The sequence below is a fragment of the Pseudogulbenkiania sp. MAI-1 genome, assembly GCF_000527175.1.
GTDB lineage: Bacteria > Pseudomonadota > Gammaproteobacteria > Burkholderiales > Chromobacteriaceae > Pseudogulbenkiania.
In genome coordinates this window covers 61,614-88,222 of record NZ_AZUR01000001.1, presented here as the reverse complement: position 1 = coordinate 88,222, position 26,609 = coordinate 61,614, and the positions used below count along the sequence as shown (strand labels likewise).

Annotated in this window: 20 protein-coding genes; 8 read left to right on the top strand and 12 right to left on the bottom strand. The window is 69.4% G+C overall.

From position 1 onward, the window contains the following. Window positions 1-137 precede the first annotated feature (137 nt). Complete coding sequence (locus PSEMAI1_RS0100360; RefSeq protein WP_024300945.1) at window positions 138-743, bottom strand: purine phosphorylase; 606 nt, start codon at window positions 741-743, stop codon at window positions 138-140. 128 nt (window positions 744-871) lie between these two features. Here PSEMAI1_RS0100360 and PSEMAI1_RS0100355 point away from each other — a divergent pair, with 128 nt between their 5' ends. Beyond that, window positions 872-2,233, top strand: a complete 1,362-nt coding sequence (locus PSEMAI1_RS0100355; RefSeq protein WP_024300944.1) for a pyridoxal-phosphate dependent enzyme — start codon at window positions 872-874, stop codon at window positions 2,231-2,233. A gap of 10 nt (window positions 2,234-2,243) precedes the next feature. Beyond that, window positions 2,244-3,386 carry a cystathionine gamma-synthase gene (locus tag PSEMAI1_RS0100350; RefSeq protein WP_024300943.1) on the top strand — a complete coding sequence of 381 codons (1,143 nt, stop codon included), beginning with the start codon at window positions 2,244-2,246 and terminating at the stop codon, window positions 3,384-3,386. 113 nt (window positions 3,387-3,499) lie between these two features. Here the strand turns inward: PSEMAI1_RS0100350 and metH are convergent, their stop codons facing one another. Further along, a complete protein-coding gene (metH, locus tag PSEMAI1_RS0100345) occupies window positions 3,500-7,219 on the bottom strand; it encodes a methionine synthase (protein WP_024300942.1) in 3,720 nt (1,239 codons plus the stop codon). Between the two features lie 112 nt (window positions 7,220-7,331). Between metH and PSEMAI1_RS0100340 the strand changes: the two genes are divergently transcribed. Next, on the top strand, window positions 7,332-8,099 hold the full coding sequence (locus tag PSEMAI1_RS0100340; RefSeq protein WP_024300941.1) for an ABC transporter substrate-binding protein: 768 nt from the start codon (window positions 7,332-7,334) through the stop codon (window positions 8,097-8,099). A gap of 120 nt (window positions 8,100-8,219) precedes the next feature. On the opposite strand, the gene PSEMAI1_RS0100335 is transcribed toward PSEMAI1_RS0100340, so the two are convergent. Then, window positions 8,220-8,735, bottom strand: coding sequence for an acyloxyacyl hydrolase (locus PSEMAI1_RS0100335; RefSeq protein WP_024300940.1), 516 nt, complete (start codon window positions 8,733-8,735; stop codon window positions 8,220-8,222). Window positions 8,736-8,882: 147 nt separating this feature from the next. On the opposite strand from PSEMAI1_RS0100335, the gene PSEMAI1_RS0100325 reads away from it, so the two are divergent. Both PSEMAI1_RS0100325 and PSEMAI1_RS0100320 read left to right on the top strand, forming a co-directional pair. Next, on the top strand, window positions 8,883-9,449 hold the full coding sequence (locus PSEMAI1_RS0100325; protein WP_024300939.1) for a YqiA/YcfP family alpha/beta fold hydrolase: 567 nt from the start codon (window positions 8,883-8,885) through the stop codon (window positions 9,447-9,449). 107 nt (window positions 9,450-9,556) lie between these two features. Next, window positions 9,557-10,531: a quinone oxidoreductase gene (locus PSEMAI1_RS0100320; protein ID WP_024300938.1), complete on the top strand. Its 975-nt coding sequence runs from the start codon at window positions 9,557-9,559 to the stop codon at window positions 10,529-10,531. 75 nt (window positions 10,532-10,606) lie between these two features. On the opposite strand, the gene PSEMAI1_RS0100315 is transcribed toward PSEMAI1_RS0100320, so the two are convergent. The 3 genes from PSEMAI1_RS0100315 to PSEMAI1_RS0100305 form a co-directional block, all read right to left on the bottom strand. Beyond that, the gene (locus tag PSEMAI1_RS0100315) at window positions 10,607-11,053 is read right to left on the bottom strand and encodes a hypothetical protein (RefSeq protein WP_024300937.1); all 447 of its coding nucleotides are present in this window, start codon (window positions 11,051-11,053) and stop codon (window positions 10,607-10,609) included. Between the two features lie 177 nt (window positions 11,054-11,230). Then, on the bottom strand, window positions 11,231-11,605 hold the full coding sequence (locus PSEMAI1_RS0100310; RefSeq protein ID WP_029770411.1) for a hypothetical protein: 375 nt from the start codon (window positions 11,603-11,605) through the stop codon (window positions 11,231-11,233). A 63-nt stretch (window positions 11,606-11,668) separates the two neighbouring features. Beyond that, window positions 11,669-11,899 carry a hypothetical protein gene (locus PSEMAI1_RS0100305; protein WP_024300935.1) on the bottom strand — a complete coding sequence of 77 codons (231 nt, stop codon included), beginning with the start codon at window positions 11,897-11,899 and terminating at the stop codon, window positions 11,669-11,671. 168 nt (window positions 11,900-12,067) lie between these two features. On the opposite strand from PSEMAI1_RS0100305, the gene ompR reads away from it, so the two are divergent. Both ompR and PSEMAI1_RS0100295 read left to right on the top strand, forming a co-directional pair. Beyond that, window positions 12,068-12,793 (top strand): two-component system response regulator OmpR, encoded by a 726-nt coding sequence (ompR, locus tag PSEMAI1_RS0100300; RefSeq protein ID WP_024300934.1) that lies wholly within the window; start codon window positions 12,068-12,070, stop codon window positions 12,791-12,793. A gap of 3 nt (window positions 12,794-12,796) precedes the next feature. After that, window positions 12,797-14,128 carry an ATP-binding protein gene (locus PSEMAI1_RS0100295; RefSeq protein WP_024300933.1) on the top strand — a complete coding sequence of 444 codons (1,332 nt, stop codon included), beginning with the start codon at window positions 12,797-12,799 and terminating at the stop codon, window positions 14,126-14,128. Here the strand turns inward: PSEMAI1_RS0100295 and PSEMAI1_RS0100290 are convergent. From PSEMAI1_RS0100290 to PSEMAI1_RS0100275, 4 genes are read right to left on the bottom strand one after another with little or no spacing between them, the layout of a single operon-like run. After that, a complete protein-coding gene (locus PSEMAI1_RS0100290) occupies window positions 14,079-15,482 on the bottom strand; it encodes an efflux transporter outer membrane subunit (protein WP_024300932.1) in 1,404 nt (467 codons plus the stop codon). The two genes, PSEMAI1_RS0100295 and PSEMAI1_RS0100290, sit on opposite strands and share 50 nt — an antisense overlap. An 11-nt stretch (window positions 15,483-15,493) precedes the next feature. Beyond that, window positions 15,494-18,580, bottom strand: coding sequence for a multidrug efflux RND transporter permease subunit (locus PSEMAI1_RS0100285; RefSeq protein ID WP_029770409.1), 3,087 nt, complete (start codon window positions 18,578-18,580; stop codon window positions 15,494-15,496). Next, window positions 18,577-21,669 (bottom strand): MdtB/MuxB family multidrug efflux RND transporter permease subunit, encoded by a 3,093-nt coding sequence (locus PSEMAI1_RS0100280; RefSeq protein ID WP_024300931.1) that lies wholly within the window; start codon window positions 21,667-21,669, stop codon window positions 18,577-18,579. Before PSEMAI1_RS0100280 ends, PSEMAI1_RS0100285 begins: the two co-directional genes overlap by 4 nt. Continuing rightward, the gene (locus PSEMAI1_RS0100275; protein WP_024300930.1) at window positions 21,669-22,964 is read right to left on the bottom strand and encodes an MdtA/MuxA family multidrug efflux RND transporter periplasmic adaptor subunit; all 1,296 of its coding nucleotides are present in this window, start codon (window positions 22,962-22,964) and stop codon (window positions 21,669-21,671) included. Before PSEMAI1_RS0100275 ends, PSEMAI1_RS0100280 begins: the two co-directional genes overlap by 1 nt. Before the next feature lie 211 nt (window positions 22,965-23,175). On the opposite strand from PSEMAI1_RS0100275, the gene PSEMAI1_RS0100270 reads away from it, so the two are divergent. Then, entirely contained in the window at window positions 23,176-24,159 is a 984-nt protein-coding gene (locus PSEMAI1_RS0100270) for a GlxA family transcriptional regulator (protein ID WP_024300929.1), read from the top strand. Here PSEMAI1_RS0100270 and PSEMAI1_RS0100265 read toward each other — a convergent pair. Both PSEMAI1_RS0100265 and PSEMAI1_RS0100260 read right to left on the bottom strand, forming a co-directional pair. Next, window positions 24,156-26,114, bottom strand: a complete 1,959-nt coding sequence (locus PSEMAI1_RS0100265; RefSeq protein WP_024300928.1) for an acetoacetate--CoA ligase — start codon at window positions 26,112-26,114, stop codon at window positions 24,156-24,158. The two genes, PSEMAI1_RS0100270 and PSEMAI1_RS0100265, sit on opposite strands and share 4 nt — an antisense overlap. After that, on the bottom strand, window positions 26,111-26,608 hold the full coding sequence (locus PSEMAI1_RS0100260) for a thioesterase family protein (RefSeq protein WP_024300927.1): 498 nt from the start codon (window positions 26,606-26,608) through the stop codon (window positions 26,111-26,113). Before PSEMAI1_RS0100260 ends, PSEMAI1_RS0100265 begins: the two co-directional genes overlap by 4 nt. Window position 26,609: the final 1 nt, after the last annotated feature.

Here is a 26,609-nt window from a genome sequence, read left to right as displayed (position 1 = left end):
TCCGCAGCCGGGCCGGGCATGCCAAAAAGTTGGCCGAAACCCAGAGGTTTCTGGCCAACCTTCGTCTCTCGCCGACGAGCGGAAGCCGGGCATTGTAGCCCAGCTTCGGCGCCGTGTCGGCACAGCGCGGCAGCGTCTCAGGCCGCACCGGCTTCCTCCTGCCGCAGCGCCGCGATCAACCGATAGAGCCCGTCGGTCAGCGCCCGCACCGAGCCCTCCAGATCCCAATCGTCGTGCCCCGGCTTCACCACGTTGGAAATGGCGCGGATCTCGACGAAGCGCTGCCCTTCCTCCAGGCAGACATGGAAAAACGCCGCCCCCTCCATGTTCTCGATCTCCACCTCGCGGCTATCGACGAACGGCGCCAGCGCCGCGTTCAGCGACACGCTCTTCGTCCGCGCGAAGCCCTCCGGCAGCCGCGGGCAATGCAAGGTATGGCGGCGCTCGAACGCCATGTCGAGCGGCAGATGCGCCAAGTGGGTGAACCCCTCGGGCGTGAAAAAGCCCAGATCGCCCTCCACCTCCGACTCCACCAGCACCACGTCGCCGATCTGCAGGCTCGCGTGCGGGTACACCCCGGCCACGCCGGCCAGGATCAGCACATCGGGCCGGTGCTGCTGGATGGCCTTCAGCGTGGCATAGGCGGTGGCGGTCAACCCGACGCCGGAAACGATGGTGGTGACGCCGGGATGGGAAAACAAACTCGCCTCGGTGGCGGTGGGAAACAGCACGGTGATGTTCATGGCAATCCAGCAGTTCTGAGCGGAGCGACGACGGCATTGTAAAACGGATACGCCGGGGCAGCAGCCGTCCCCAGCCAGCGGCTATAGTGAACCGAAGAGCCCGCCCATCCCGGGCCAGGAGGGACGCCATGAAGTACGAGAGCATTCTGGACGCCATCGGCCACACCCCGCTGGTGCGGCTGAACCGCCTGACCGCAACGCACCGCTGCGCGGTCTACGCCAAGCTCGAATTCATGAACCCGGGCGGCTCGGTGAAGGACCGCATCGGCCAGTTCATGGTCGGCGAGGCCGAGCGGCGCGGCGAGATCGCGCCGGGCGGCACCATCGTCGAATGCACCTCGGGCAACACCGGCATGGGGCTCGCCATGTTCGCCGCGGCGCGCGGCTACAAGACCGTGTTCACCATCGCCGACAAGCAATCCCGCGAGAAGATCGACATGCTGCGCGCGATGGGGGCGGAAGTGATCGTCTGCCCCACCGACCTGCCGCCGGACCACCCGCGCCAGTACATCGAGGTGGCGCGCCAGCTGGCGGCCGAGATTCCCGGCTCCTTCCTGTGCAACCAGTACCACAACCCCGACAACACCCAGGCGCACTACGTCAGCACCGGCCCGGAAATCTGGCGGGACACCGCCGGCAAGATCACTCACTTCGTCTGCGGCATGGGCACCTGCGGCACCATCAGCGGCATCGGCCGCTACCTGAAGCAACAGAACCCGGCGGTGCAGGTGATCGGCGTCGACCCGGAAGGCTCCATCCTCTACGACCTGTTCCACAGCGGGCGCGAGGTCGAGCCGCACGTCTACAAGCTGGAAGGCATCGGCGAGGACTTCGTGCCCAAGGCACTGGACTGGAGCGTGATCGACGACGTGGTGCAGGTGAACGACCGCGACAGCTTCCTGATGGCACGGCGCCTGGCGCGCACGGAAGGCATCTTCGCCGGCGGCTCCAGCGGCGCGGCGGTGCTGGGCGCGCTGCGCGTGGCCGAGCGGCTCGGGCCGGACGACCTGATGGTGGTGCTGCTGCCGGACGGCGGCCGGCAATACCTCGGCAAGATCTACAACGACGACTGGATGAGCGCCAACGGCTACCTCACGGCACGCCCCGCGCTCAGCGCCGCCGACGTGCTGCGCACCAAACCGCCACGCCCGCTCGCCCGTGTCGCCCCGGGAGACGCGCTGGCTCATGCGCTGGCGCGGCTGAACAACACGCCCTGCGCCCAGCTGCCGGTATTCGACGGCGACGAGCTGCTGGGCACGCTGTACCGCCAGGACGTGATCGCCGCACTGCTCGCCGGCAAAGAGCTCGCCACCCTGATCGTGCGCGAACTGCTGCGCGAGCCGCTGCCGGTGCTGGACGCCGGCACCCCGTTCGACGAGCTGGCGCGGCGCGTGCCGGGCCAGGTGCCGGCCGTGCTGGTGCGGCGCGGGGACGGCTACGACATCATCACCCAGGGCGACCTGCTGCGAGCGCTGACCGCCACCCACTAGCGAGGCAACCATGCGTTTCTCCACCAAGGCCATCCACGCCGGCCTGACGCCGGACCCGGCCACCGGCGCCGTCATGACCCCGGTCTACCTGACCTCCACCTTCGTCCAGCAGGCACCCGGCGTGCACCAGGGCTACGACTACGCGCGCACCGCCAACCCGACGCGCAGCGCACTGGAAGCCAACCTGGCGGCGCTGGAGGACGGCGCCTACGGCCTGGCGTTCGCCAGCGGGCTGGCCGCCGAATCGGCCATGCTGCAGACGCTGTCGAGCGGCGACCACGTGCTGTGCGGGCAGGACCTGTACGGCGGCACCTACCGCCTGATGACGCGGGTGTTCACCCGTTTCGGCATCACGCCGAGCTTCGTCGACGCCACCGACCCCGCCGCGGTGGAAGCCGCCTTCACCCCGGCCACCAAGCTGCTGTGGCTGGAGACGCCGAGCAACCCGCTGCTGACGGTGTGCGACATCGCCGCACTGGCCCGGCTCGCCCACGCGCGCGGCGTCAAGGTGGTGGTCGACAACACCTTCGCCTCGCCCTACCTGCAGCAGCCGCTGACGCTGGGGGCCGATGTGGTGCTGCACAGCACCACCAAGTACTTGGGCGGCCATTCCGACGTCGTCGGCGGCGCACTGGTGACCAACGACGAGGCGCTCTACCAGGAACTCAAGTTCCTGCAGAACGCCGTCGGCGCGGTGCCGGGGCCGATGGACTGCTTCCTGGTGCTGCGCGGCATCAAGACGCTGGCGCTGCGCATGCGCCAGCACTGCGCCAACGCGCTGGAACTGGCACAGCACCTGGAACAACACCCCGAAGTGGTACGCGTGCACTACCCCGGCCTGACCGGGAGCCCCTGGCACGAACTGGCACGGCGGCAGATGTACGCCTTCGGCGGCATGATCTCGCTGGAACTCAAGGGCGGCGCCGAGCGCAGCGCCCGCTTCACCACCCACACCAAGCTGTTCGCGCTGGCCGAAAGCCTGGGCGGGGTGGAGTCGCTGATCAGCCTGCCCACCACCATGACCCACGCCGCCATCCCGCCGGAGCAGCGCCAGAAAGCCGGGCTGCCCGACGCGCTGGTACGGCTGTCGGTGGGGCTGGAGGATGTCGAGGACCTGATCGAGGATATCGATCAGGCGATTGTGGCGTCGTGACCGGCCAGTATCGCCATCAAGCAGAAACCGCCCTTGCCGGGCGGTTTCTGGTGAGCCGGACACGTCCCGGCTTGGCATCACGGCGGAGCATCGCCCGGTGCGGGCGGTAAGGCTCAGGCGTTGTAGCCCAAATTCGGCGCCAGATCGCGCTCGGCCTGCTCGACGCTGACGCCGCGGCGCTGGGCGTAGCTCTCGACTTGATCGCGGCTCACTTTGCCAACGCCGAAGTAGCGCGAATCCGGGTGGCTGAAGTAGAAGCCGGACACCGCCGCGGTCGGCAGCATGGCGTAGCCCTCGGTCAGCGTCATGCCGATGGCCGGGGCGTCCAAGAGCTCAAACAGTTCCTTCTTCACGGTGTGGTCCGGGCAGGCCGGGTAGCCCGGCGCCGGGCGGATACCCTGGTACTTCTCTTCGATCAGCGCCTCGTTGTCGAGTTGCTCGTCCGGCGCGTAGCCCCAGAACTCGGTGCGCACGCGGCGGTGCATCAGCTCGGCGAAGGCTTCGGCGAAGCGGTCGGCCAGCGCCTTGAGCAGGATCGCCGAGTAGTCGTCGTTGGCAGCTTCGAAGCGCGCCACGTGCGGGTCGATGCCGAGGCCGCCGGTGACGGCGAAGGCGCCGATGTAGTCGGCCACGCCGCTGTCCTTGGGGGCGACGAAGTCGGCCAAGCACCAGTCCGGGTTCTTGTTGCCGTCTTTGTCGGTCTTGACGATCTGCTGGCGCAGGCCGACCCAGGTCATCAGCTTCTCGCCGCTGTCCGGGTGGTAGATCTCGATGTCGTCGTGGCCGACGCTGGCGGCCGGGAACAGGCCGATCACCGCGTTGGCAGTGAGCCAACGCTCGTCGATGATCTGCTTCAGCATGGCCTGGGCATCGGCAAACAGGCTGCGGGCGGACTCGCCAACCACTTCGTCGTCGAGGATGGCCGGGTAGCGGCCGGCCAGCTCCCAGCTTTGGAAGAACGGCGTCCAGTCGATGCAGGCGGCGATCTCGGCCAGCGGGTAGTCGCGGAACTCGCGCACGCCGAGCCAAGCCGGCTTGGGCGGGGTGTAGTTCGCCCAGTCGATCTGGTGGCGCTGTTCGCGGGCTTCGGCGATCGGCAACAGCTTGGCGTCACCGCGCCCCTCGAAGATGGCGCGCGCCTTGGCGTAGTCGGCGGTGACTTCCTCGACGAAAACGTCGCGCAGCGTGTCGGACAGCAGATTGGAGCACACGCCGACGGCGCGGCTGGCGTCCGGCACGTAGATCACCGGGCCGTGGTAGTTGGGGGCGATCTTCACCGCGGTGTGCACGCGGCTGGTGGTGGCGCCGCCGATCAGCAGCGGAATATCAAAGCCCTGGCGCTGCATTTCCTTGGCGACGTGCGCCATCTCTTCCAGCGACGGGGTGATCAGGCCGGAGAGGCCGATGATGTCGGCGTTGTGCTCGCGCGCGGCATCCAGAATGGTCTGGCACGGCACCATCACGCCCAGATCGATCACCTTGTAGTTGTTACAGCGCAGCACCACGCCGACGATGTTCTTGCCGATGTCGTGCACGTCGCCCTTGACCGTGGCCATGATGATCACGCCCTTGGCCGGCGCGTCCTGCAGGCCCATGGCGATCTTCTCTTCCTCGATGAACGGCTCGAGGTGGGCCACGGCGGCCTTCATCACGCGCGCGGACTTCACCACCTGCGGCAGGAACATCTTGCCGGCGCCGAACAGGTCGCCGACCACGTTCATGCCGTCCATCAGCGGGCCTTCGATGACGTGGATCGGGCGCGCGGACTTGAGGCGGACTTCTTCGGTGTCTTCGACGATATAGGTGGTGATGCCCTTGATCAGCGCGTGTTCCAGCCGCTTCTCCACCGGCAGGCTGCGCCACGCCAGGTCTTCGCCCTTGGCTTCCTTGGCGTCGCCACGGAAGCTTTCGGCCAGGGTGATCAGCGCCTCGGTGGCAGCCACGCTGTCGTCGCCGCGCATCAGCACTACGTCCTCGATGCGCTCGCGCAGCACCGGGTCGACCTCGTCGTACACCTCCAGCGCGCCGGCGTTGACGATGCCCATGGTCATGCCGCGCTTGATGGCGTGGTACAGGAACACGGCGTGGATCGCCTCGCGCACCTTGTTGTTGCCGCGGAACGAGAACGACACGTTGGAGACGCCACCAGAAATCTTGGCGTGCGGCAGGTTCTGCTTGATCCAGCCGGTGGCCTCGATGAAGTCGAGGCCGTAGCGTGCGTGTTCTTCGATGCCGGTGGCCACGGCGAAGATGTTGGGGTCGAAGATGATGTCCTCAGGCGGAAAGCCCACTTCGTCCACCAGGATGCGGTAGCTCTTCTCGCAGATCTCGACCTTGCGCGCATAGGTGTCGGCCTGGCCGGCCTCGTCGAAGGCCATCACGATCACCGCCGCACCGTAGCGACGGATCAGGCGCGCCTGCTCGACGAACTTGTCCTTGCCTTCCTTCATCGAGATCGAGTTGACGATGCCCTTGCCCTGAATGCACTTGAGGCCGGCCTCGATCACCTCCCACTTGGAGGAGTCGATCATGATCGGCACGCGCGCGATGTCCGGCTCGGCGGCGATCAGGTTGAGGAAGCGCACCATGGCGGCGTGGGCGTCAAGCATGCCCTCGTCCATGTTGATGTCGATCACCTGCGCGCCGTTCTCGACCTGCTGGCGCGCCACGTCGAGCGCGGTGGCGTAGTCGCCGTTCAGGATCAGCCGGGCGAAGGCCTTCGAACCGGTGACGTTGGTGCGCTCGCCGACGTTGACGAACAGGTCGTGGTCACCGATGTTGAACGGCTCGAGGCCGGACAGGCGGCACTTGGGCTCGATCGCCGGCAGCGCGCGCGGCGGCAGGTCTTTCACCGCCTGGTAGATCGCCGCGATGTGCTCCGGCGTGGTGCCGCAGCAGCCGCCGATGATGTTGACCAGGCCCGATTCGGCCCATTCCCTGACCGAGACGGCCATGTCCTGCGGGCTCAAATCGTAGCCGCCGAAGGCATTGGGCAGGCCGGCGTTGGCGTGCACCGAGACGAAGGTGGACGAGATGCGCGCCATTTCCTCGACGTAGGGGCGCAGCAGATCCGGCCCCAAGGCGCAGTTCAGGCCAAAAGAAATGGCGTCGGCATGCGATAACGAGTTATAAAATGCCTCTGTCGTCTGCCCGGTCAGGGTGCGGCCGGACTGGTCGGTAATGGTGCCGGAAATCATGATCGGCAGCCGCGGCGTTTCGGGGTGCTCGTCGAAGTACTTGTGGATGGCGAACACCGCCGCCTTGGCGTTGAGCGTGTCGAAGATGGTCTCGACCAGCAACAGGTCGGCGCCGCCCTTGACCAGGCCGTCGATGGCCTCGCTGTAACTCTCGACCAGTTGGTCGAAGGTGACGTTGCGGTAGCCCGGGTCGTTGACGTCCGGGCTGATGGAACAGGTGCGGTTGGTCGGGCCCAGCACGCCGGCGCAGTAGCGTGGCTTGGCCGGGTTCTTCGCGGTTTCGGCGACGCACAGCTCCTTCACCAGGCGGGCGGCGGCGTGATTGATCTCCCACACCAGCGCTTCCATCTCGTAATCGGCCATGGCGATCGAGGTGGCGTTGAAGGTGTTGGTTTCGACGATGTCGGCGCCGGCGTCGAGGTAGGCCTGGTGGATGGCGCCGATGATGCCGGGCTGGGTCAGCACCAACAGGTCGTTGTTGCCCTTGACGTCGCAGTGCCAATCCGCGAAGCGTTCGCCGCGGTAGTCCTGTTCGGTGAGCTGGTGGCGCTGGATCATGGTGCCCATGCCACCGTCCAGTATCAGGATACGGCGCGACAGGTGATCGTATAGGGTGGGATTGGTGGCGATCGTCATGGCAAACAAGTAGTTATCGTCTAAAACGGGAAGGTGGCATCATCGGTCTGGCATCTTACCATGCTGTTCGCACCGAACCGGCCAACCTTTAAGAAGAAGAGAGCAGAAGCTTATGTTCAGGGCGCATAAACGGGTGCTGGCGATGGTGCTGGCCTTGGGGGGGGCGCTGTCCGCGCAGGCGGCAGCGGTATTACGCATCGGCGTGGCGGATTCGGACGGCCCGCCGATCGTCGAGTTGGCCAGCGATCCGCAGCACGGGCTGGTGGGCGGGCTGTACAAGGAGCTGGGCACGGCGCTGGCGGAAGAGCTGGGCACCGCGCCGCAGTTCATCGTCGTCTCGCGCAAGCGGGTGGAGCAGAACATCGAGAGCAACAAGGTCGACATCCACTGCAACGCCAACCCGCTGTGGTACGGCAACGCCAGCCGGCTGGGCTGGACGCAGGAGCTGTATCCGCAGGTGGAGCGGCTGATCGCGCTGAAATCGGCCACCCCGGTCCGGCGCGTCGAGGATCTGTCGGGCAAGCGCATCGGCACCACGCGCGGCTACCATTACCCGGCAGTGGAGGCGCTGTGGGCCAGCGGCCAGGCCACGCGCGTGGACGAGGCGCGCATCGACCTGTTGATGAAGTCGCTGCAGAAGAAGCTGATCGACGTCGCCATCCACTCCGAGCTGGAATTCGCCTACTGGGCGCGCAGCTACCCGTTCGAGGCGCGCAAGCTGGAGATGCTGCCGGTGGTGATTTCCACCATGCCGACCATGTGCGCGGTGGCCCCGGCCAGCCGTTACAGCGTGGCCGAGCTGAACCAGGCCATCGCCCGCCTGCACAAGAACGGCAAGCTGAAGACCATCCTCAAGGCCTACCAGTGGCAGCCCGACTGAGCGGGAATGGTTGATGGGGGGCATTGGGGCCGGCCGGTACGGGCCCTGCCGTGACGGCAGGGCCGGATAGGAGGGGGGGCGGCGGTCTTGCCGCTGTGCGGCGGAAACGGCGCCCCGCGCCTAGTAGCGCAGCTGGTAATACAGCGAATAGGCATCGAGGCCGCCGTTGGGCTTCTTGAGCCCGGCATTGGAATAATGCATGGCGCGCAGGCCGAGCGCGTGGCCGGCGCCGAAGCGGAAACCGACGCCCAGCCGGTCTTCGAACTGCCATTCCGACCCCAGCTTGTGCTCGTCGATGGTGTCGTTGCGGAAGGCGGCGAGCCCGATGCCGGCCTCGATGAAGGGACGGATGCCGTTGCCGCTGAATTCGTAGACCAGCACCGGGGAGACCGACAGCGACTGGGTGCTGCCGCCGCCTTCCCCATCCCAGTGGGTCAGGCCGGCGTCCCAGTAGCCGGTGAGACGGCCGGTGGAGCTGTTCCACCAGCTGCGGGTGAACTCCTGCTGCACCCCGAGGCGGTAATAGGCGTTGGCGTCTTCGCTGGCGCCGACGCCCAGCGACAGATCCAGCGCATGCGCCGGGGGCAACAGGCAGGTAGCGGTCAACAGGCCGGCGACGACGGTGCTTGTTTTCATTATCGGCATCCTTTGGCGACAGACAGGTGACGGGCAAAGACCAGTTAAAAAAAGTATAGTGGCCCACATGTCATGTACAAGGCGATGCCCTGATCCGTCCCCGATGCCGGCACCGGCCATTTCATCAACCTCGTTATCAGGTCCGCCATGCCACACATCGTTTACCTGCACGGTTTCAATTCCAGCGAACAATCGGCCAAGGCGCGCGAAACGGCGGCCTTTCTGGACGAAAGGGGGCTGAGCGACACCTTTCACTGCCCGCGCCTGCCGCCGCACCCGGCCGACGCCATCGCCGCCGCCTCGGCCTTGCTGCAGACGCTGCCGGCGGACACGCTGCTGATCGGCAGCTCGCTGGGCGGCTTCTACGCCAGCTGGCTGGCCGAGGCGCTGAACCTGCGCGCGGTGCTGATCAACCCGGCGGTGCGCCCCGACCGCTCGCTCGCCGCCTATCTCGGGCCGCAGACCAACCCCTACACCGGCGAGCGCTACACGCTGGGCGAGGCCGACCTGGCGGCGCTGCGCCGGCTGGTGGTGGAACGCCCGACGCCGGCGCGCTACTGGCTGATGCTGGGGACCGCCGACGAGGTGCTGGACTGGCGCGAGGCGGCGCGCCACTACCGCGGCGCGCGCCAGACCGTGTTCAACGGCGACGACCACCGCCTGGCGCGCTGGCCGGAATGCCTGCCAAGCGTGCTGGCCTGGGCCGGCACCTAGCCACCGTTCGCGCCAGGAAACAGCCTGTTCTGCCACGGCCATTGCTCGTGCCGTGCAACGCCGCGACACTACTCCCCTATCGACATCGCCCAGAGAGGAGACCCGACATGACGCTTGCCATCCGCTTTTACCAGACCGGCGGCCCCGAGGTATTGCAAACCGAGACCGTGGAGGTGGGCACGCCCGGCCCGGGCGAGGTGCGCCTGCGCCACAGCGCCATCGGCGTCAACTTCATCGACACCTACGTGCGCAGCGGACTGTACCCCGCTGCCCTGCCGTCCGGCCTCGGCACCGAGGCGGCCGGAGTGGTCGAGGCGGTGGGCGCCGGCGTCGAGCACGTGCGGGTGGGCGACCGGGTCGCCTACTGCGGCGGCCCGCTGGGCGCCTACAGCGGGGAGCGCCTGATCCCGGCGGGGGTGCTGGTGAAGCTGCCGGACGAGATCGGCGACGAGGCGGCCGCTAGCATGATGCTGCAAGGCATGACGGTGGAGTACCTGATCCGCCGCACCTACCCGGTGCAGCCGGGCCAGACCGTGCTGTGGCACGCCGCCGCCGGCGGGGTCGGGCAGATCGCGGTGCAGTGGCTCCGTTCGCTCGGGGTCAACGTGATCGGCACGGTGGGTTCGGCCGCCAAGGCCGAGCTGGCGCGCTCGCTGGGCTGCGCCCACGTCATCAACTACGGCACCGAGAACGTGGTGGAGCGGGTGCGCGAGATCACCGGCGGGCAAGGCGTGCCGGTGGTGTTCGATTCGGTGGGCAAGGATACCTTCGAGATGTCGCTGAACAGCCTCTCGCCGCGCGGCATGTTCGTCAGCTTCGGCAACGCCTCCGGCGCGGTGCCGCCGTTCGCCCCGCTGCTGTTGGCGCAGAAGGGCTCGCTGTACTTCACCCGCCCCCGGCTCGGCGACTACACCGCCACCCGCACAGAGCTGGAGGAGTCGGCCAACGCGCTGTTCGAGCGAGTGCGGGCCGGCGCGGTCAAGGTCGCGCCGTCGCACCGCTACGCGCTGGCCGACGCGGCCCAGGCGCACCGCGACCTGGAGGGGCGCCGCACCACCGGCTCGCTGATCCTGCTGCCGTAACGGTCTTCCCGCCCCCCAAAAAGCTCGGCCGACGCCCCGATGGGTGTCGGCCGGGCTTTTTGGACTGGTCTTCTCTTAGCGCATCGCCTTGGCGACGCACTCGCGGTACTCCGCCCCGTAGCGTTCGCCGCAGGCCTGCTCGGCCTCGACCCGCTGGCGACACCGTTCGGGCACGGCGGCGCGGGAGCAGTCCGGCGCCGGCAGACGCTCGCGGATACAGATCCGGCGCGCCTCGCCGCGCTGGGCATCGCAGTTCTGCTGCGCCTGCTGCAGCGCCTTGCACCAGCGGTCGTCACGGCTGCGGGAACAATTGAGCGGGGGAGTGAACAGCTGCTGGCATTCGCGCTGGTATTCCAGCGGCAGGTCGGAACACGTCAACTGGCCCTGGCGCATCAGCTCGCAGCGCTGCGGGGCGATGCTCTGACGGCAGGAGGGCGAAAACAACGGCTCCGCCGGCCAGCCCGTCGCCGGCCAGCTCGACAGCAGCGCCATCATCATGGCCAGCATCCGTCGCCGCAGCATCCATCCCCCTTGTAGATCCAGCCGGGCGGGCAGACAGGGGGAGCCCGCAACGGGCCTTCTCACTCCTGCCTGCACCTGCTCGGACTGTCGTCGGCACCGTGGCAGGCACGGCGCCTTGCGCCCCTTTAACAGTAGGCGGCGTTCCGGTTTCTCGCATGCCGCCCGAGCAACGGGCTTTTAATCGTCCTGGTCACGCTCGTTGGCTTGTCGCCGCTTGTCGCGCCAGTAGCGTCGCTTGTTTTCCGGACCGCCGCGCTCCTCGCCGGCCGAGTTGCCCGGCGCAAACGGCCAGACCTCGCGCGGGGAAGGACGCTGCTGGCGGGCCTCTTCGCGGCTCAGGTCGCCATGGCGGATGGCTTCCTGGAGACGCAGCTCGCGCAGCCGCCGCATGTCGTTGCCCTGCTCCGGGTCCTTGCCGGCCTGCATCCAGCCGGGCGGCACGAACCCACCCATTCCGCCAGCGCCGGGCGGCCCGTGGCGACCGGCCAGCGCCGGCGGCGTGAGCACCAGAACAAGACAAGTCGCCAAACCGGCGAATACGCGTCGTTTCATGCTTTCATTCTATCCTGAGCCAAGCGCGCCTGCCATCTGTCGCATGCATGGCGCAAGGGGGCCTCACACGTCGGCCTCGAACGGCAGGCCGGCGCCACGCTGCCCGACCGCGGGGGAGATGCGCACGGTCTGGGGGGCGACCGCGGGAGACGGTTGCAGCACCGGCGTGGGGGGTGCCGTGGGGATGGAGCGGAAGGGGGATGCCGGCGGCGACGGCGGGGCACTGACCCAGAGGCCCAGTGCGCCACCACCGAGCATAGCCAACAGCACGAGCGGAACGGTAGTGCGGATCATGGGGAACTCCTGACAGCGGGGGGATGCTGCCAGTCTAGGCACAGGGTGTTGCCGAACCATGTGCAAAACCGGGCCAAGTGTTAACGAGTTTGAAGCCGGCGCGGCAGTGTAATATCTGTTCATTATCCGAACTGACAGCCGCCACCACGACAGGCTACTCTTGCCACTATGGAAAACAGCAAAATCCTGGTCGTCGACGACGACGCCAAACTGCGCGACCTGCTGGTGCGCTACCTCGGTCAGCAAGGTTATACCGTGGACACGCTGCCGGACGCGCGTGAGCTGCAGCGCAAGCTGGCGCGCAACCGCCCCGACCTGATGGTGCTCGACGTGATGATGCCGGGCGAGGACGGGCTGGCGGTGGTGCGCCGGCTGCGCGCGCAGGGCGAGATGGTGCCGGTGATCATGCTCACCGCGCGCGGCGAAGACATCGACCGCATCCTCGGCCTGGAGATGGGCGCCGACGACTACCTGCCCAAGCCGTTCAACCCGCGCGAGCTGGTGGCGCGCATCCAGTCGGTGCTGCGCCGGCATAACGCCACGCCGGCGCTGGCGGCGCGCCACGAGGAAGGCGACGCGGTCGAGTTCGGCCCGTTCACGCTGCACCTGGGGCGACGCGAGCTGACCTACCAGGGCAAGGTGGTGACGCTGACCAGCGCCGAATACGCGGTGCTGGCGGTGCTGGCGAGCCATCCGCGCCGGCCGCTGACGCGCGAGCAGCTGATGGAGATGGCGCTCGGCAAGGGCAGCGGCGAATCGCTCGACCGCAGCATCGACGTGCACATCTCGCGCCTGCGCCGGGCGCTCGACACCGACGACGGCGGCCCGCGCTTCATCCAGACGGTGTGGGGCTACGGCTACGTGTTCGTGCCCGACGGCGCGCCCAGGGAGTAAGCCTTGCGTCGCCTGTTCGGCTCGCTGTTCTTCCGCCTCGCCCTGCTGGTGGTGCTGGTGGTGTTGGCCAGCCAGGCCTTCACGCTGTGGATGAGCGCGCGCCAGCGCGAGCACCTGTTGGCCGACCAGCTCTACGCCCAGGTGATCGACACCTTGGCGGACCTGGAGGGCGCGCTCGACAATCTCAGCCCGCTGCAGCGCGTCGACTTCCTCATCGCCTACAACCGCCCCGGCTTCCCGCGCCTGCTGCCGGCCGCCTCGCGCCAGGATGCGCACTTCAGCCCCAGCCTGCCCGCGCTCGGCCAGGCCTTGCGCGACCGCCTGTCGCTCGGCATGAACGAGCCGGTGACGGTGCTGTGGTCGCAGCAGGGCGAGCGCCAGGAGATCTGGCTCGACGTGCAGGTGATCGGCCAGCGCTACTGGCTGGTGATGCCGGCCGGGCGCTACATCCCGCCGTCGGTGTCGCCGGTGCTGCTGGGCGGCCTGCTGTTCTCGCTGTTGGCGATCCTGGCCGCTTCGCTGCTGGCCTGGCGCGTCACCCGCCCGCTCACCAAGCTCGCCCACGCGGCGCGCCAGCTGGAAGCCGGCTACAAGCCGGAGCCGGTGCCGCCGTCCGGCCCCAGCGAGGTGCGCATCCTGGCCAAGCGCTTCAACCGCATGGCGGAGGCGCTGGACGACGCGGCGCGCGAGCGGCGGCTGATGCTGGCCGGGCTGTCGCACGACCTGCGCACGCCGCTGACCCGGCTCAAGCTGACGGTGGAGCTGCAGCAGGACAGCCAGGACAAGGACGACATGCTGGCCGACATCGACGAGCTGTCGCGCATCGTGCGCCAGTTCGTCGACTTCGCGCGCAGCGAGGAGACCACCCGGCGCGAGCCGCTGGCGCTGGCGGAGCTGGCCGCCAGCGTGGTGGCGCGCTTCCGCCGCGAGGGCATGGAACTCGCGCTGCGGCGCGGCGCCGAGCCGGAGATCGAGGCCGACGCGCTGGCACTGGAGCGACTGCTCACCAACCTGATCGAGAACGCGCGCCGCTACGGCCGCCCGCCGGTGGTGGTGGGGGTGGACGCCGACCCGGCGGCGGTGACGCTGACCGTCAGCGACCGCGGCAGCGGCATCGCCCCGGCCCAGCGCGAGAACGCGCTGGCGCCGTTCGAGCGCCTGGCGGAACACCGCGGCACCGACGGCGGCAGCGGCCTGGGCCTCGCCATCGTGGCGCGTATCGTCAAACAGCATGGCGGCGCGCTGTTCCTGGAAGACGCCCCGGAAGGCGGCTTTCGCGTGCGCATCACCCTGCCGTTGAACCCGCAGCCTGCCAGCCTCCTCCCAGCGCCTTGATCAGCGCCACGCGCGCCGCGAGCTGGCTGCCGAGGATGGCGAGGCCCTCCTGCTCGGCGGCAAGCCGCGTGCTCTGCACCGTGACCACATCCAGATAGCTCACCAGCCCGGCCTGGTACTGGTTGCGCGCGATGGTTTCGGCCTCGCGCGCCGCGGCCAGCGTTTCCACCTGCAAGGCCGCCTGCTGGTCGAGCAGACGGATCGCCGTCAGCGCGTCCTCCACTTCCAGGAATCCCTGCAGCACGGTCTGGCGGTAGTTGGCCACGCTGGCGTCGTAGGCGGCGATGGCCTCGGCGGTCCTGGCGCGGGTCAGGCCGCCGTTGAACAGCGTCATTGCCAGCTCCGGGCCGAGCGACCAGAAGCGCGCCGGCAGGCTGAACCAGTCGGCCAGCCGGGAGGCGGCGTAGCCGCCGCTGGCGGCCAGCGTCAGGCTCGGGAAGTAGCCGGCCTTGGCGACGCCGATGGCGGCGTTGGCGGCGGCCACGCGGCGCTCGGCGGCGGCGATGTCGGGGCGCCGCTCCAATAGTTGCGACGGCAAGCCGGCCGGCAGCAGCGGCAGCGCCGGCGGCTGTTGCCGCTCGGCCAGCGAGAAGCCGGCCGGCGGACGGCCGAGCAGCACGGCGATGGCGTGCTCGAGCTGGCGGCGCGTGACGCGCCTGGCGAGCAGGCTGACCTCGGTGCTCTTGAGCTGGGTTTCGGCCTGCACCACGTCGGCACGCGACACTACGCCCTGGCGGTAGCGGTTGCGCGTGATCTGGAGCTGCTGGCGGTAGGCCGCCACCTGCTCGTCCAAGAGGCGCAGCGTGCGGTCGGCGACGTAGTGCTGGAAGTAGGCGCCGGCGAGCTGCGCCTGGGCGCTGAGCCGGGTCGATTCGAGATCGGCGGCGCTGGCCTCGGCGCTGGCGCGGCCGGATTCCACCGTGCGCCGCACCCGTCCCCACAGATCCAGTTCCCAGGCCGCGCTCAGTTCGGCGCGGTAGCTGGTGACGACGGCACTGTCGCCGCTGGCGCGGCCGCGATTGGCCGAGGCCCCGGCGGTAACGCTGGGGCTGTAGCCGGCCTCGGCCTGCTTCAACAGCGCCAAGGCCTGGCGGAAGCTGGCCTCGGCGGCACGCAGCGTCTGGTTGTGCGCCAGCAACTGCTGTTGCAGCTCGTCGAGCCGCGGATCGGCGAATTCCTGCCACCACGCCGCACGCGGCAGGTGATCGGCCGGGGTCGCCGGTTTCCAGTCCCCCGCCTCCTGGTAGGCCGCCGGCACCGTCACGGCCGGGCGCTGGTAATCCGGCCCCACCGCACAGCCGGTGAGCAGCAGCGCCGCCAGCGGCCACAGCGCATGACGCTTGCTTGTCTTCATTTACCCTTCTCCTACGCCTGCACCGTGGCGGAACGGCGCCAGAAGCGCCAGTTCCAGCGCCGCAGGCGGTCCATGTACAGGTACACCACCGGCGTGGTGTACAAGGTCAGCAGCTGGCTGACGATCAGCCCGCCCACCACCGAGACGCCGAGCGGCTGGCGCAGCTCGGCGCCCTCGCCGTGGCCCAGCGCCAGCGGCAGCGCGCCCAGCAGCGCCGCCATGGTGGTCATCAGGATGGGGCGGAAACGCAGCACGCCGGCCTCGAGGATGGCCTCGCGCGGCGCCAGCCCCCGTTTGCGCTCGGCATCCAGCGCGAAGTCGATCAGCATGATGGCGTTCTTCTTGACGATGCCGATCAACAGCAGCACGCCGATCATCGCCACCACGTTCAGTTCGCCGCCGGACAGTTGCAGCGCCAGGATGGCGCCGACCCCGGCCGAGGGCAGCGTGGAGAGGATGGTGATGGGATGGATGGCGCTCTCGTAGAGGATGCCGAGCACGATGTACACCGCCGCCAGCGCCGCCAGGATCAGCCAGGGCTGGTTGTCGAGCGAGGCCTGGAAGGCCCGCGCCGCCCCCTGGAAGCTGCCGACCAGCGAGTCGGGCATGCCGAGCAGCTCGACGGCGGCGTCGATGGCGGCGCGCGCCGCCCCGATCGACACGCCGGGGTCGAGGTTGAACGACACCGTGGTGGCGGCGAACTGGCCCTGGTGGTTGACCGCCAGCGGGGTGGTGTCGGGCTGCACGCGGCTCACCGCGGCGAGCGGCACCGGCTGGCGCTCGGGCGTGATCAGGTAGATGTCACGCAGCGATTCGGGGCGCTCCAGATAGGCCGGCGCCGCCTCCAGCACCACCTTGTACTGGTTGAGCGGGTTGTACAGCGTGGCGATCTGGCGCTGGCCGAAGGCGTTGCCGAGCGCGCTGTCAGCCTCCTGTTGCGTGAGGCCGAGCCGTGCCAGGGCGTCGCGGTCGAACAGCAGCGTGGTCTGCAGGCCACGATCCTGCTGGTCGGTGTTGACGTCGGCGAGCCCGGGCAGGCGGGACAGCGCCTGGCGCAGGCGCGGCTCCCAGGCGCGCAGCTGGGCCAGATCGTCGCCCTGCAGCGTGTACTGGTACTGGGCGTTGCTCTGCCGCCCGCCGATGCGCAATTCCTGTGCCGATTGCAGGAACAGCGTGGCGCCGGGCTCGCGTGCGAGCTGCTTGCGCAGCCGCGCGATCACCTGGTCGGCGCTTTCGCTGCGCTCGCTGCGCGGCTTCAGGCCGACGAAGAGGTTGGCGCTGTTACGCGCGCCGCCGCCGGTGAAGCCGACCACGCTGGCCACCGCCGGGTCGCGCCGCACCACGTCGACGAAGCGCTGCAGTTTCTGGCGCATGGCCTGGAACGAGATGCTCTGGTCGGCACGCACGTTGCCGATCAGCCGCCCGGTGTCCTGCTGCGGGAAGAAGCCCTTGGGCACCGCCACGTAGAGCGCCACGTTGGCGACGATGGTGGCGATCAGCACCAGCAGCATCAGCCGGTGATGGTCGAGCGACCAGGCCAGCGAGCGGCGGTAGCCGGCGACGAGGCGCTCGAACAGCTGCCCGCGCCAGCGCGCGAAACGCCCCGGGGTGACCGGCCGGCGCGGGCGCAGCCAGCGCGAGCACAGCATCGGCGCCGTGGTCAGCGACACCAGCAGCGACACCAGGATCGCCGCCGACAGCGTCAGCGCGAACTCGCGGAACAGCCGGCCGACGATGTCGCCCATCAGCAGGATCGGAATGAACACCGCGATCAGCGACAGGCTCATCGCCAGCACCGTGAACCCCACCTCGCGCGCGCCGCGGAACGCCGCCGCACGCGGCGTCATGCCGTTCTCGATATGGCGCGCGATGTTCTCCAGCACCACGATGGTGTCGTCCACCACGAAGCCGGTGGCGATGGTGAGCGCCATCAGCGACAGGTTGTTGAGGCTGAAGCCGGCCAGGTACATCACGCCGAAGGTGCCGATCAGCGACACCGGCACGGTGATCGCCGGCACCAGCGTGGCGCGGCCGCTCCTGAGGAACAGGAATACCACCAGCACCACCAGCGCCACCGCGGTGACCAGGGTGCGCTCGACGTCGCGCAGCGAGGCGCGGATGGTCGAGGTGCGGTCCTGCGTCACCGTGAGCGTGGCGGTCTGCGGCACGGCGGCCGACAACTGCGGCAGCAAGGCGCGCACCCGCTCGACGGTGTCGATGACGTTGGCGCCGGGGGCGCGGAACAGCAGCAGCACGATGGCCGGCTTGCCGTTGGCGAGCCCGTCGTTGCGCACGTCCTGCACCGAATCGCTGACCGTGGCGACGTCGGCCAGGCGCAAGGCGGCGCCATCCTGGTAGTGCACAATCAGGCCGCCGTAGTCGGCGGCACGGTTGAGCTGGTCGTTGCTGGCGAGCTGCCACTGCCGGCCGGCGTCCTCCAGCACCCCCAGCGGCAGCTTCAGCGTGTGGTTCTGGATCGCCCGGCGCACCGTGTCGAAGCTGATGCCGTGGCGCGACAGCGCGGCGGGATCGAGCGCCACGCGCACCGCCGGCAAGGCGCCGCCGCCCACCGTCACCTGCCCCACGCCGTCGACCTGCGCCAGCTTCTGCGCCAGCACGGTGGAGGCGAGGTCGTACAGCCGGCCCTTGCTCAGCACGTCGGAGGTCAGCGTCAGGATCAGCACCGGCGCCTCGGACGGGTTGACCTTGCGGTAGGTCGGCGTGCCCGACAAGGCGCTGGGCAGGCTGGCGAGCGCGGCGTTGATCGCGCCCTGCACGTCCTTGGCGGCGCCGTTGCTGTCGCGGTTGAGGTCGAACTGCAGCACGATGCGCGTGCTGCCCTGCGAGCTGGTCGAGGTGATCTCGTTGACCCCGGCGATGCGCCCCAGCGTGCGCTCGAGCGGCGTGGCCACGGTGGCGGCCATGGTCTCCGGGCTGGCGCCGGCCATCTGCGCCTGCACCTGGATGGTGGGGAAATCCACCTGCGGCAGCGACGACACCGGCAGCAGCCCGAACGCCAGCAGCCCGGCCAGCGCGATCGCCAGCGTCAGCAGCACGGTGGTCACCGGGCGGCGGATGAACGGCGCGGACGGGATCATGCCGCGTCACCCTGCGCCGCCGGCGCCTTGCGCCAGCGCCGCGCCAGGCGGTCGAAGGCGAGGTAGATCACCGGCGTGGTGAACAGCGTCAACAGCTGGCTCAGCAACAGCCCGCCCACCAGCGTGATGCCGAGCGGATGGCGCAGCTCGGAGCCGACGCCGGAGCCCAGCATCAAGGGCAGCGCGCCCAGCAGCGCCGCCAGCGTGGTCATCAGGATAGGGCGGAAGCGCAGCAGGCAGGCCTGGTAAATCGCCTCGCGCGGGCTGAGCTTCTGTTTGCGCTCGGCCTCCAGCGCGAAGTCGATCATCATGATCGCGTTCTTCTTGACGATGCCGATCAGCAGAATGATGCCGATCACCGCGATCACGTCGAGCGCGGTGCCCGACACCAGCAGCGCCAAGAGCGCGCCGATCGCCGCCGACGGCAGCGTCGACAGGATGGTGACCGGGTGGATGTAGCTCTCGTACAGCACCCCCAGCACGATGTACATCGTCACCACCGCCGCCAGGATCAGCCACAGCGTGTTGGAGAGCGAGCTCTGGAACGCCGCGGCGGCGCCCTGGAAGCGCGTCTCGATGCCGGCCGGCAGGCCGATCTCCTGCTCCGCCTCGCGCACCGCCGCCACCGCCGCGCCCAGCGACACGCTGGGGGCGAGGTTGAACGACAGCGTGGCGGTGGGGAACTGGTCGAGGCGGTTGAGCACCAGCGGGGCGGTCCGCTCGCTGACCTTGACCACGCTCTTCAGCGGCACCGGCGTGCCGTTGCTGCCGGTGAGGTAGATGTCGTCGAGCGCGGCGAGCCCCTTGCCGGCGGCGCCGGCCGACTCCAGCACCACGCGGTACTGGTTGGTCTGGGTGAAGATGGTCGAGATCAACCGTTGTCCGAAGGCGTCGTACAGCGCGTTGTCGACGGCGGCGGCGCTGACCCCGAGACGCGCCGCAGCGTCGCGGTCGATGGTGAGGAAAGCCTGCAGGCCCTGCTCCTGCAGGTCGCTGGCGACGTCGGCCAGCTCCGGACGCTGGCGCAGCGCCTCCAGCAGGCGCGGCACCCACTGCGCCAGCTCGGCGGCGTTGGCGCTGTCGAGCGCGAACTGGTACTGGGTGCGGCTGGGCGTGGTCTCGATGGTCAGGTCCTGCACCGGCTGCAGGTAGAGCGTGATGCCGGGCACCTGCGCCGCCGCCTGCTGCAGCCGCGCGGCCACCGTGGACACGTCGTCGCGCGTGCCGTGCGGCTTGAGGTTGATCTGCAGGCGCCCGCTGTTGAGCGTGGCGTTGCTGCCGTCGACGCCGACGATGGACGACAGGCTCGCCACCGCCGGGTCGTGCAGGATGACGGCGGCCAGCCGCTGCTGGCGCTCGGCCATGGCGGCGAACGACACCGACTGCGGCGCCTCGGTCACCGCCTGGATCGCACCGGTGTCCTGCAGCGGGAAGAAGCCCTTCGGCACCACCAGGTAGAGCGCGGCGGTCAGCGCCAGCGTGCTCACCGCCACCAGCAGCGTCAGCGGCTGGTGCTCCAGCACCCACTCCAGCGCGCGGCCGTAGCGCGCGATCATGCCGTCGATGAAGGCGCCGCTGGCGTGGTAGAAGCGCCCCTGCTTCTCCTCCGGCACGTGCTTCAGGATGCGTGCGCACATCATCGGCGTCAGCGACAGCGAGATCGCCGCCGACAGCAGGATCGACACCGCCAGCGTGATGGCGAACTCGCGGAACAAGCGCCCCACCACGTCGCCCATGAATAGCAGCGGGATCAGCACCGCGATCAGCGAGAAGGTCAGCGAGATGATGGTGAAGCCGATCTGCTGCGCACCCTTCAGCGCCGCCTGCAGCGGCGACTCGCCGTCCTCGATGTAGCGCGCGATGTTCTCGATCATCACGATGGCGTCGTCCACCACGAAGCCGGTGGCGATGGTCAGCGCCATCAAGGTCAGGTTGTTGAGGCTGAAGCCCGCCAGGTACATCACGCCGAAGGTGCCGATCAGCGACAGCGGCACCGTCACGCCGGGGATCATCGTCGCCGCCACGTTGCGCAGGAACAGGAAGATCACCATCACCACCAGCGCCACCGCCAGCATCAGCTCGAACTGGACGTCGTGCACCGCGGCGCGGATGCCGTCGGTGCGGTCGCTGAGCAGCGTCACGTCGACCGAGCCCGGCAGCGTCGCCTTGAGCTGCGGCAGCAGCGTCTTGATGCGGTCGACCACCTCGATCACGTTGGCGCCGGGCTGGCGGCGGATGTCGACGATGATGGCCGGGGCGCGGTTGGCCCAGGCGCCCAGGCGGCGGTTCTCCACCCCGTCCACCACCGCGGCCACGTCGCCCAGGCGCAGCGGCGCACCGTCCTTGTACGCCAGCACCAGGCGGCGGTAGTCGTCGGCCGAGGCGAGCTGGTCGTTGGCGTCGATGCTGGAGGCCTGCAGCGGGCCATCGAAACCGCCCTTAGACTGCTTGACGTTGGCGCTGCCGATGGCGCTGCGCAACTCGGCCAGGGTCAGGCCGTGCGCCGCCAGCGCACGCGCGTCGGCGCGGATGCGCACCGCCGGACGCTGACCGCCACTCAGGCTGACCAGCCCCACCCCGGACAGCTGCGACAGCTTCTGCGCCAGGCGCGTGTCGACCAGGTCCTCCAGCTTGGACAGGGGCAAGGTCGGCGAGGTGATGGCGAGCGACACGATCGGGCTGTCGGCCGGATTGACCTTGCTGTAGATCGGCGGCGACGGCAGATCGGACGGCAGCAGCGAGCTGGCGGCGTTGATCGCCGCCTGCACTTCCTGCTCGGCCTCGTCGAGCGCGAGGTCGAGGGAGAACTGCAGCGTGATCACCGAGGCCCCGCCGGAACTGCTGGTGCGCATCTGGCTCAGGCCCGGCATCTGGCCGAACTGGCGCTCCAGCGGCGAGGACACCATCGCCCCCATCACCTCGGGGCTGGCGCCGGGATAGAGCGTCACCACCTGGATGGTCGGGTAATCCACCTGCGGCAGCGCCGACACCGGCAGCAGCCGGTACGCCACCCAGCCGGTCAGCACCAGCGCCAGCATGCACAGCGTGGTGGCGATCGGGCGCAGGATGAAGGGACGGGACGGGTTCATCACTGCGCCTGCCCTTGCGCCGCCGGCCCCAGCGCCGCCGGCGCCGAGGCCGCGCGCTTGCCGTGGCGTTTACCGCCGCCGGCCTGATCGTCCGATCCCGCCGCCCCCGGCGCGCGCGGCTTGACCTGGCTGCCGGCACGCAGCCGGTCGAGACCGTCGAGCGCCACCCGCTCGCCCGCCGAGAGGCCCTGCTCCACCGCCAGCTGGCCGGCGTCGGCCGGGCCCGGCACCACCGGGCGCAAGGCAATACGATTATCCGGCTGGATCAGGTAGACGAACGGGCCGTCCTTGCCGCGCTGCAGCGCCGCCTCCGGGATCAGCACCGCGTCGCGGCGCACCTCGGTCAGCAGCTTGACGTTGACGAACTGGTTGGGAAACAGCGCGTCGTCGCCGTTGGCAAAGCGCGCCTTGAGCTTGACCGTGCCGGTGGCGCTATCCATCTGGTTGTCCAGCGTCTCCAGCTTGCCCTGCGCCAGCAGCTTGCCGCTGCGGTCCCACGCCTCGACGGCGAGCGGGCGTCCGGCGAGATACGGCTTCATCACCGCGGCGAGCTGAGCCTCTGGCAGCGCGAACAGCACGTGGCTGGGCTGGGTCTGGGTGATCACCACCAGGCCGTTGGCGTCGTTGGCGGTGATCATGTTGCCGGCGTCGACGCGGCGCAGCCCGACCCGGCCGGCCAGCGGCGCGGTGATGCGGCTGTACGACAGCTGCAGGCGGGCGTTGTCCACCACCCCCTGGTCGAGCTTGACCGTGCCGCGGTACTGCTGCACCAGCGCCGCCTGGGTATCGACCTGCTGGCGCGCGATGGAATTCTCCGCCAGCAGCGACTGGTAGCGCGCCAGATCGATCTCGGCGTTCTTCAGCTGCGCACTGTCGCGCAGCAGCTGCCCCTCGGCCTGCGCCAGTGCCGCCTGGAACGGGCGCGGATCGATCTCGGCCAGGAGCTGCCCGGCCTTGACCTGCTGGCCCTCGGAAAAGTGCACGCGCATCAGCTGGCCATCGACGCGGCTCTTCACCGTCACCGTCTCGCTCGGCGTGACCGTGCCCAGCGCCGTCAAATAGACCTTGAGTTCGCCGCGCCGCGCCGTCGCCGCCGTCACCGTCTGCGGCCCGCGCTCCGCACCGCCGCGCCGCTGCGCCACCGCCGCATCGGTCCCCGACGGGGACTGCCAGCGCTGCCAGCCGACCGCCCCGGCCACCAGCAGGCCGAGCAGGGCCAGCCACAACAGGCGGCGGTGCGGACGCGGGGAGTGGGAGGAGGACGGGGGGGTGGCGTCGGAGGGTGTCGGGCTCATCGTGTCGGTTCGCAGTCAGGGGCTGGGCCAGGGGAAACGGGGCGACGCCCGGGCCAGCCTCGACGCTCCGGGCGAGACTCCATCATATCGGCTAAAGCTTGCGCAAACATGGAGACAATGCGAATTCGCCCCCTCCCCGGCGCCGGGGCGCACTCGGCGGCACCGTCGCCTTGCGCTATGCTGTATCGGTTCTCCAGCCCCCATCACAGCCATGAGCGCCCCGCACCCGACCGCCCACCCCGAAGACATCCACTTCCTGCTGCTGCCGGAATTCTCCATGCTCGGCCTGCTGTCCGCGATCGAGCCGCTGCGCGTGGCCAACCGCTTCCGGCCCGAACTCTACCGCTGGCATCTGCTCAGCGTCGACGGTGCGGCGGTGAGCGCCAGCAACGGCATGTCGCTGGCGGTGGAAGGCAGCCTGGAGGCGCTGGCGGACGCCCGCACCGTGTTCGTGGTGGCGGGCTTCAACCCGCTGGCGCACAGCACGCCGGCGCTGACGGCCTGGTTGCGCCAGCTCGACCGGCAGGGCGCGACGCTGGGCGGCATCGACACCGGCTGCTTCGTGCTGGCCGAGGCCGGCGTGCTGCGCCAGCAGCGGCTGACGCTGCATTGGGAGGCGATCGCGGCGTTCCGCGAGCGCTACCCGCGCCTCAACGTCACCCAGGAACTATACGAAATCGACGGCGCGCGCATCAGCTCGGCTGGCGGCACCGCCTCGATCGACATGATGCTGGCGCTGATCGGCCAGCGCCACGGCCACACGCTGGCCACGCAGGTGTCCGAGCAGTTCGTGCTCGGCCGCATCCGCGCCAAGTCCGACCACCAGCGCATGCAGATCGCGGCGCGCTACGACGTGCACAACAAGAAGCTCGTGCAGGCGATCGGCGCCATGGAGCAGCACACCGAAGCGCCGCTGTCGGCCGACGAGCTGGCCGACAGCGTCGGGGTGACGCGGCGCCAGCTCGAGCGGCTGTTCCGCGCCCAGTTCGACGATACCCCGAGCGGGTTCTACCTCAAGCTGCGGCTGGAGCGGGCGCGCGAACTGTTGCGCCAGACCGGGATGAGCGTGATGGAGGTCGGCGTCGCCTGCGGCTTCGAATCGGCCACCTATTTCGCGCGCGCCTACCGCCAGCGCTACGGCGTGACGCCGAGCCACGACCGCCACGAAGACGGCGCCGTGCGGCAAAACGCCTAGACGGCCAGTTCGGCCAGATCGCGGAACAGCGCCAGCGCCTCCGGGTTGGCCAGCGCCGTCACGTTCTTCACCGGCCGGCCGTGCACCACCTCGCGCACCGCCAGCTCCACCAGCTTGCCGCTTTGCGTGCGCGGGATGTCGGCCACCTGCACGATGCGCGCCGGCACGTGGCGCGGGGTGGTGTGAGTGCGAATGCGCGTGCGGATCGTCTGCTGCAGCTCGTCGTCCAGCGTCAGCCCGGCGGCGAGCCGCACGAACAGCACCACGCGCACGTCGCCCTGCCAGTCCTGGCCGATGGCGAGCGACTCCAGCACCTCGGGCACCGTCTCCACCTGGCGGTAGATCTCGGCGGTGCCGATGCGCACCCCGCCGGGGTTGAGCACGGTGTCGGAGCGGCCGTGGATGACCAGCCCGCCACGCGCAGTCAGCTCGGCCCAGTCGCCGTGCACCCACACGCCGGGGAAGCGTTCGAAATAGGCGGCGCGGTACTTCGTCCCATCGGCATCGTTCCAGAAGCCGAGCGGCATCGACGGGAACGGCTTGACACACACCAGCTCGCCCTTCTCCCCCACCACCGGCTCGCCGGCCTCGTTCCATACCTCGACCGCCATGCCGAGCCCGCGCGCCTGCAGCTCGCCGCGGTACACCGGCTTGGCCGGGCAGCCGAGCGCGAAACAGGACACGATGTCGGTGCCGCCGGAGATCGAGCACAGCGCCACGTCCGGCTTGATGGCGCGGTAGACATAGTCGTAGCTGGCCGGCAACAGCGGCGAGCCGGTGGAATAGATGAAGCGCAGGTCAGCCAGGTCGTAGCGTTCGCCCGGTTCGACGCCGGCCTTCTCCAGCGCCGACAAATACTTGGCGCTGGTGCCGAAATGGGTCAGCCGTGTCTCCTCGGCGATGCGCCACAACACGTCCGGCGCGTCGTTCAGCAGCGGCGCGCCGTCGTACAGCACCAGCGTCGCCCCGACCGCCAGAGCCGACACCATCCAGTTCCACATCATCCAGCCGCAAGTGGTGTAGTACAGCAGGCGGTCGCCGTCCGCGAGATCGCCGTGCAGTATGTGCTCCTTCAGATGCTGCAGCAGCGTGCCGCCGGCGCCGTGCACGATGCACTTGGGTTGGCCGGTGGTGCCGGACGAATACAGGATGTAGAGCGGCGCATCGAACGGCATCGCGGCGAAGGCGATCTCGTCGGCCCGGTACGGCGCGACGAACTCGTCCAGCGCCTGCGCCCGGGGAATCGCCGCCAGCTCCGGCGCACCGCCGGCGTAGTTCCACACCACCATGCGTTCGAGCCCCGGCAGCGCTTTGGCCAGTTCGGCCAGCTTGTCGCGCAGGTCGATCGCCTTGCCGTTGTAGCGGTAGCCGTCGCTGGCGAACAGCACCTTGGGCCCGATCTGGCCGAAGCGGTCGAGCACGCCCGCCACGCCGAAGTCCGGCGAGCAGCTGCTCCACACCGCGCCCAGGCTGGCGGCAGCCAGCATCGCCGCCACCGTCTCCGGCATGTTCGGCGTGAGGCCCACCACCCGGTCGCCGGGGCCGACGCCCTGGGCGCGCAAGGCCTGGGCCAGGCGCGACACGGTGTCGTACAGCCGGCGCCAGCTCCAGGTCGCGCGCACCCGGTCCTCGCCGTAGAACTCCAGCGCCACGCCGCCGTCGCGCCGCCGCAGCAGGTTGGCGGCGAAGTTCAGCCGCGCGCCGACGAACCAGCGCGCGCCGGGCAGGCGCTCGCCATCCACCAGCACCGCGTCGGCCTCGCGGCTGGAGCGCACCTCGGCGAAACGCCACAGCGTCTGCCAGAACGCCGCCGGTTCGCGGATTGACCAGTGGTACAGCGCATCGTAGTCGTCAAGCACCAGGCCGAACTCACGCTCGACCTCGGCGCGGAAGGCGTCGAGCCGACAAGGCGCGCTGGGCCGCCACAAGGGCTCGCTCAGGGAGAATTCGCTCATGTCGGCCCGCCCTCCGTGCCGGCGCGCCGCGGCAGCCCGATCACCCTGCCGGCGTAGGCCGGACGCGGTAGACCGGCGTGCGCGGCGGCGAGTTCGGCCACGCGCGCCAGTACCGCCGCACCGAACGGCGCCGAGCACGCGCGCTCGGTATCCACGTGCAGCAGCATCTGCTCGCTGGCGGCCACCGGCTCGGCCTCGTCGCCACGATGCAGCGTGAAGTAGACGTGCAGGCGCTTGCTGTCGTGGGCCAGCAACTGGCAGTCCACCCGCACCGCCTCGCCCTGCTTCAGCTCGTGCAGGTAATTGAGATGCACCTCCAGCGTGTAGATCGAACGTCGGCTGCGCTCGCGCTCCGCCGCGTCGAGCCCGATCGCGTCGATCAGCGCGTCGGCGGCGTAACTGAACAGCAGCAGGTAGAAGGCGTCGCGCAGGTGGCCGTTGTAGTCCACCCACTCGGCGCGCACCTCGTCGCGGTACAGGGTCAGCGCGCTCATC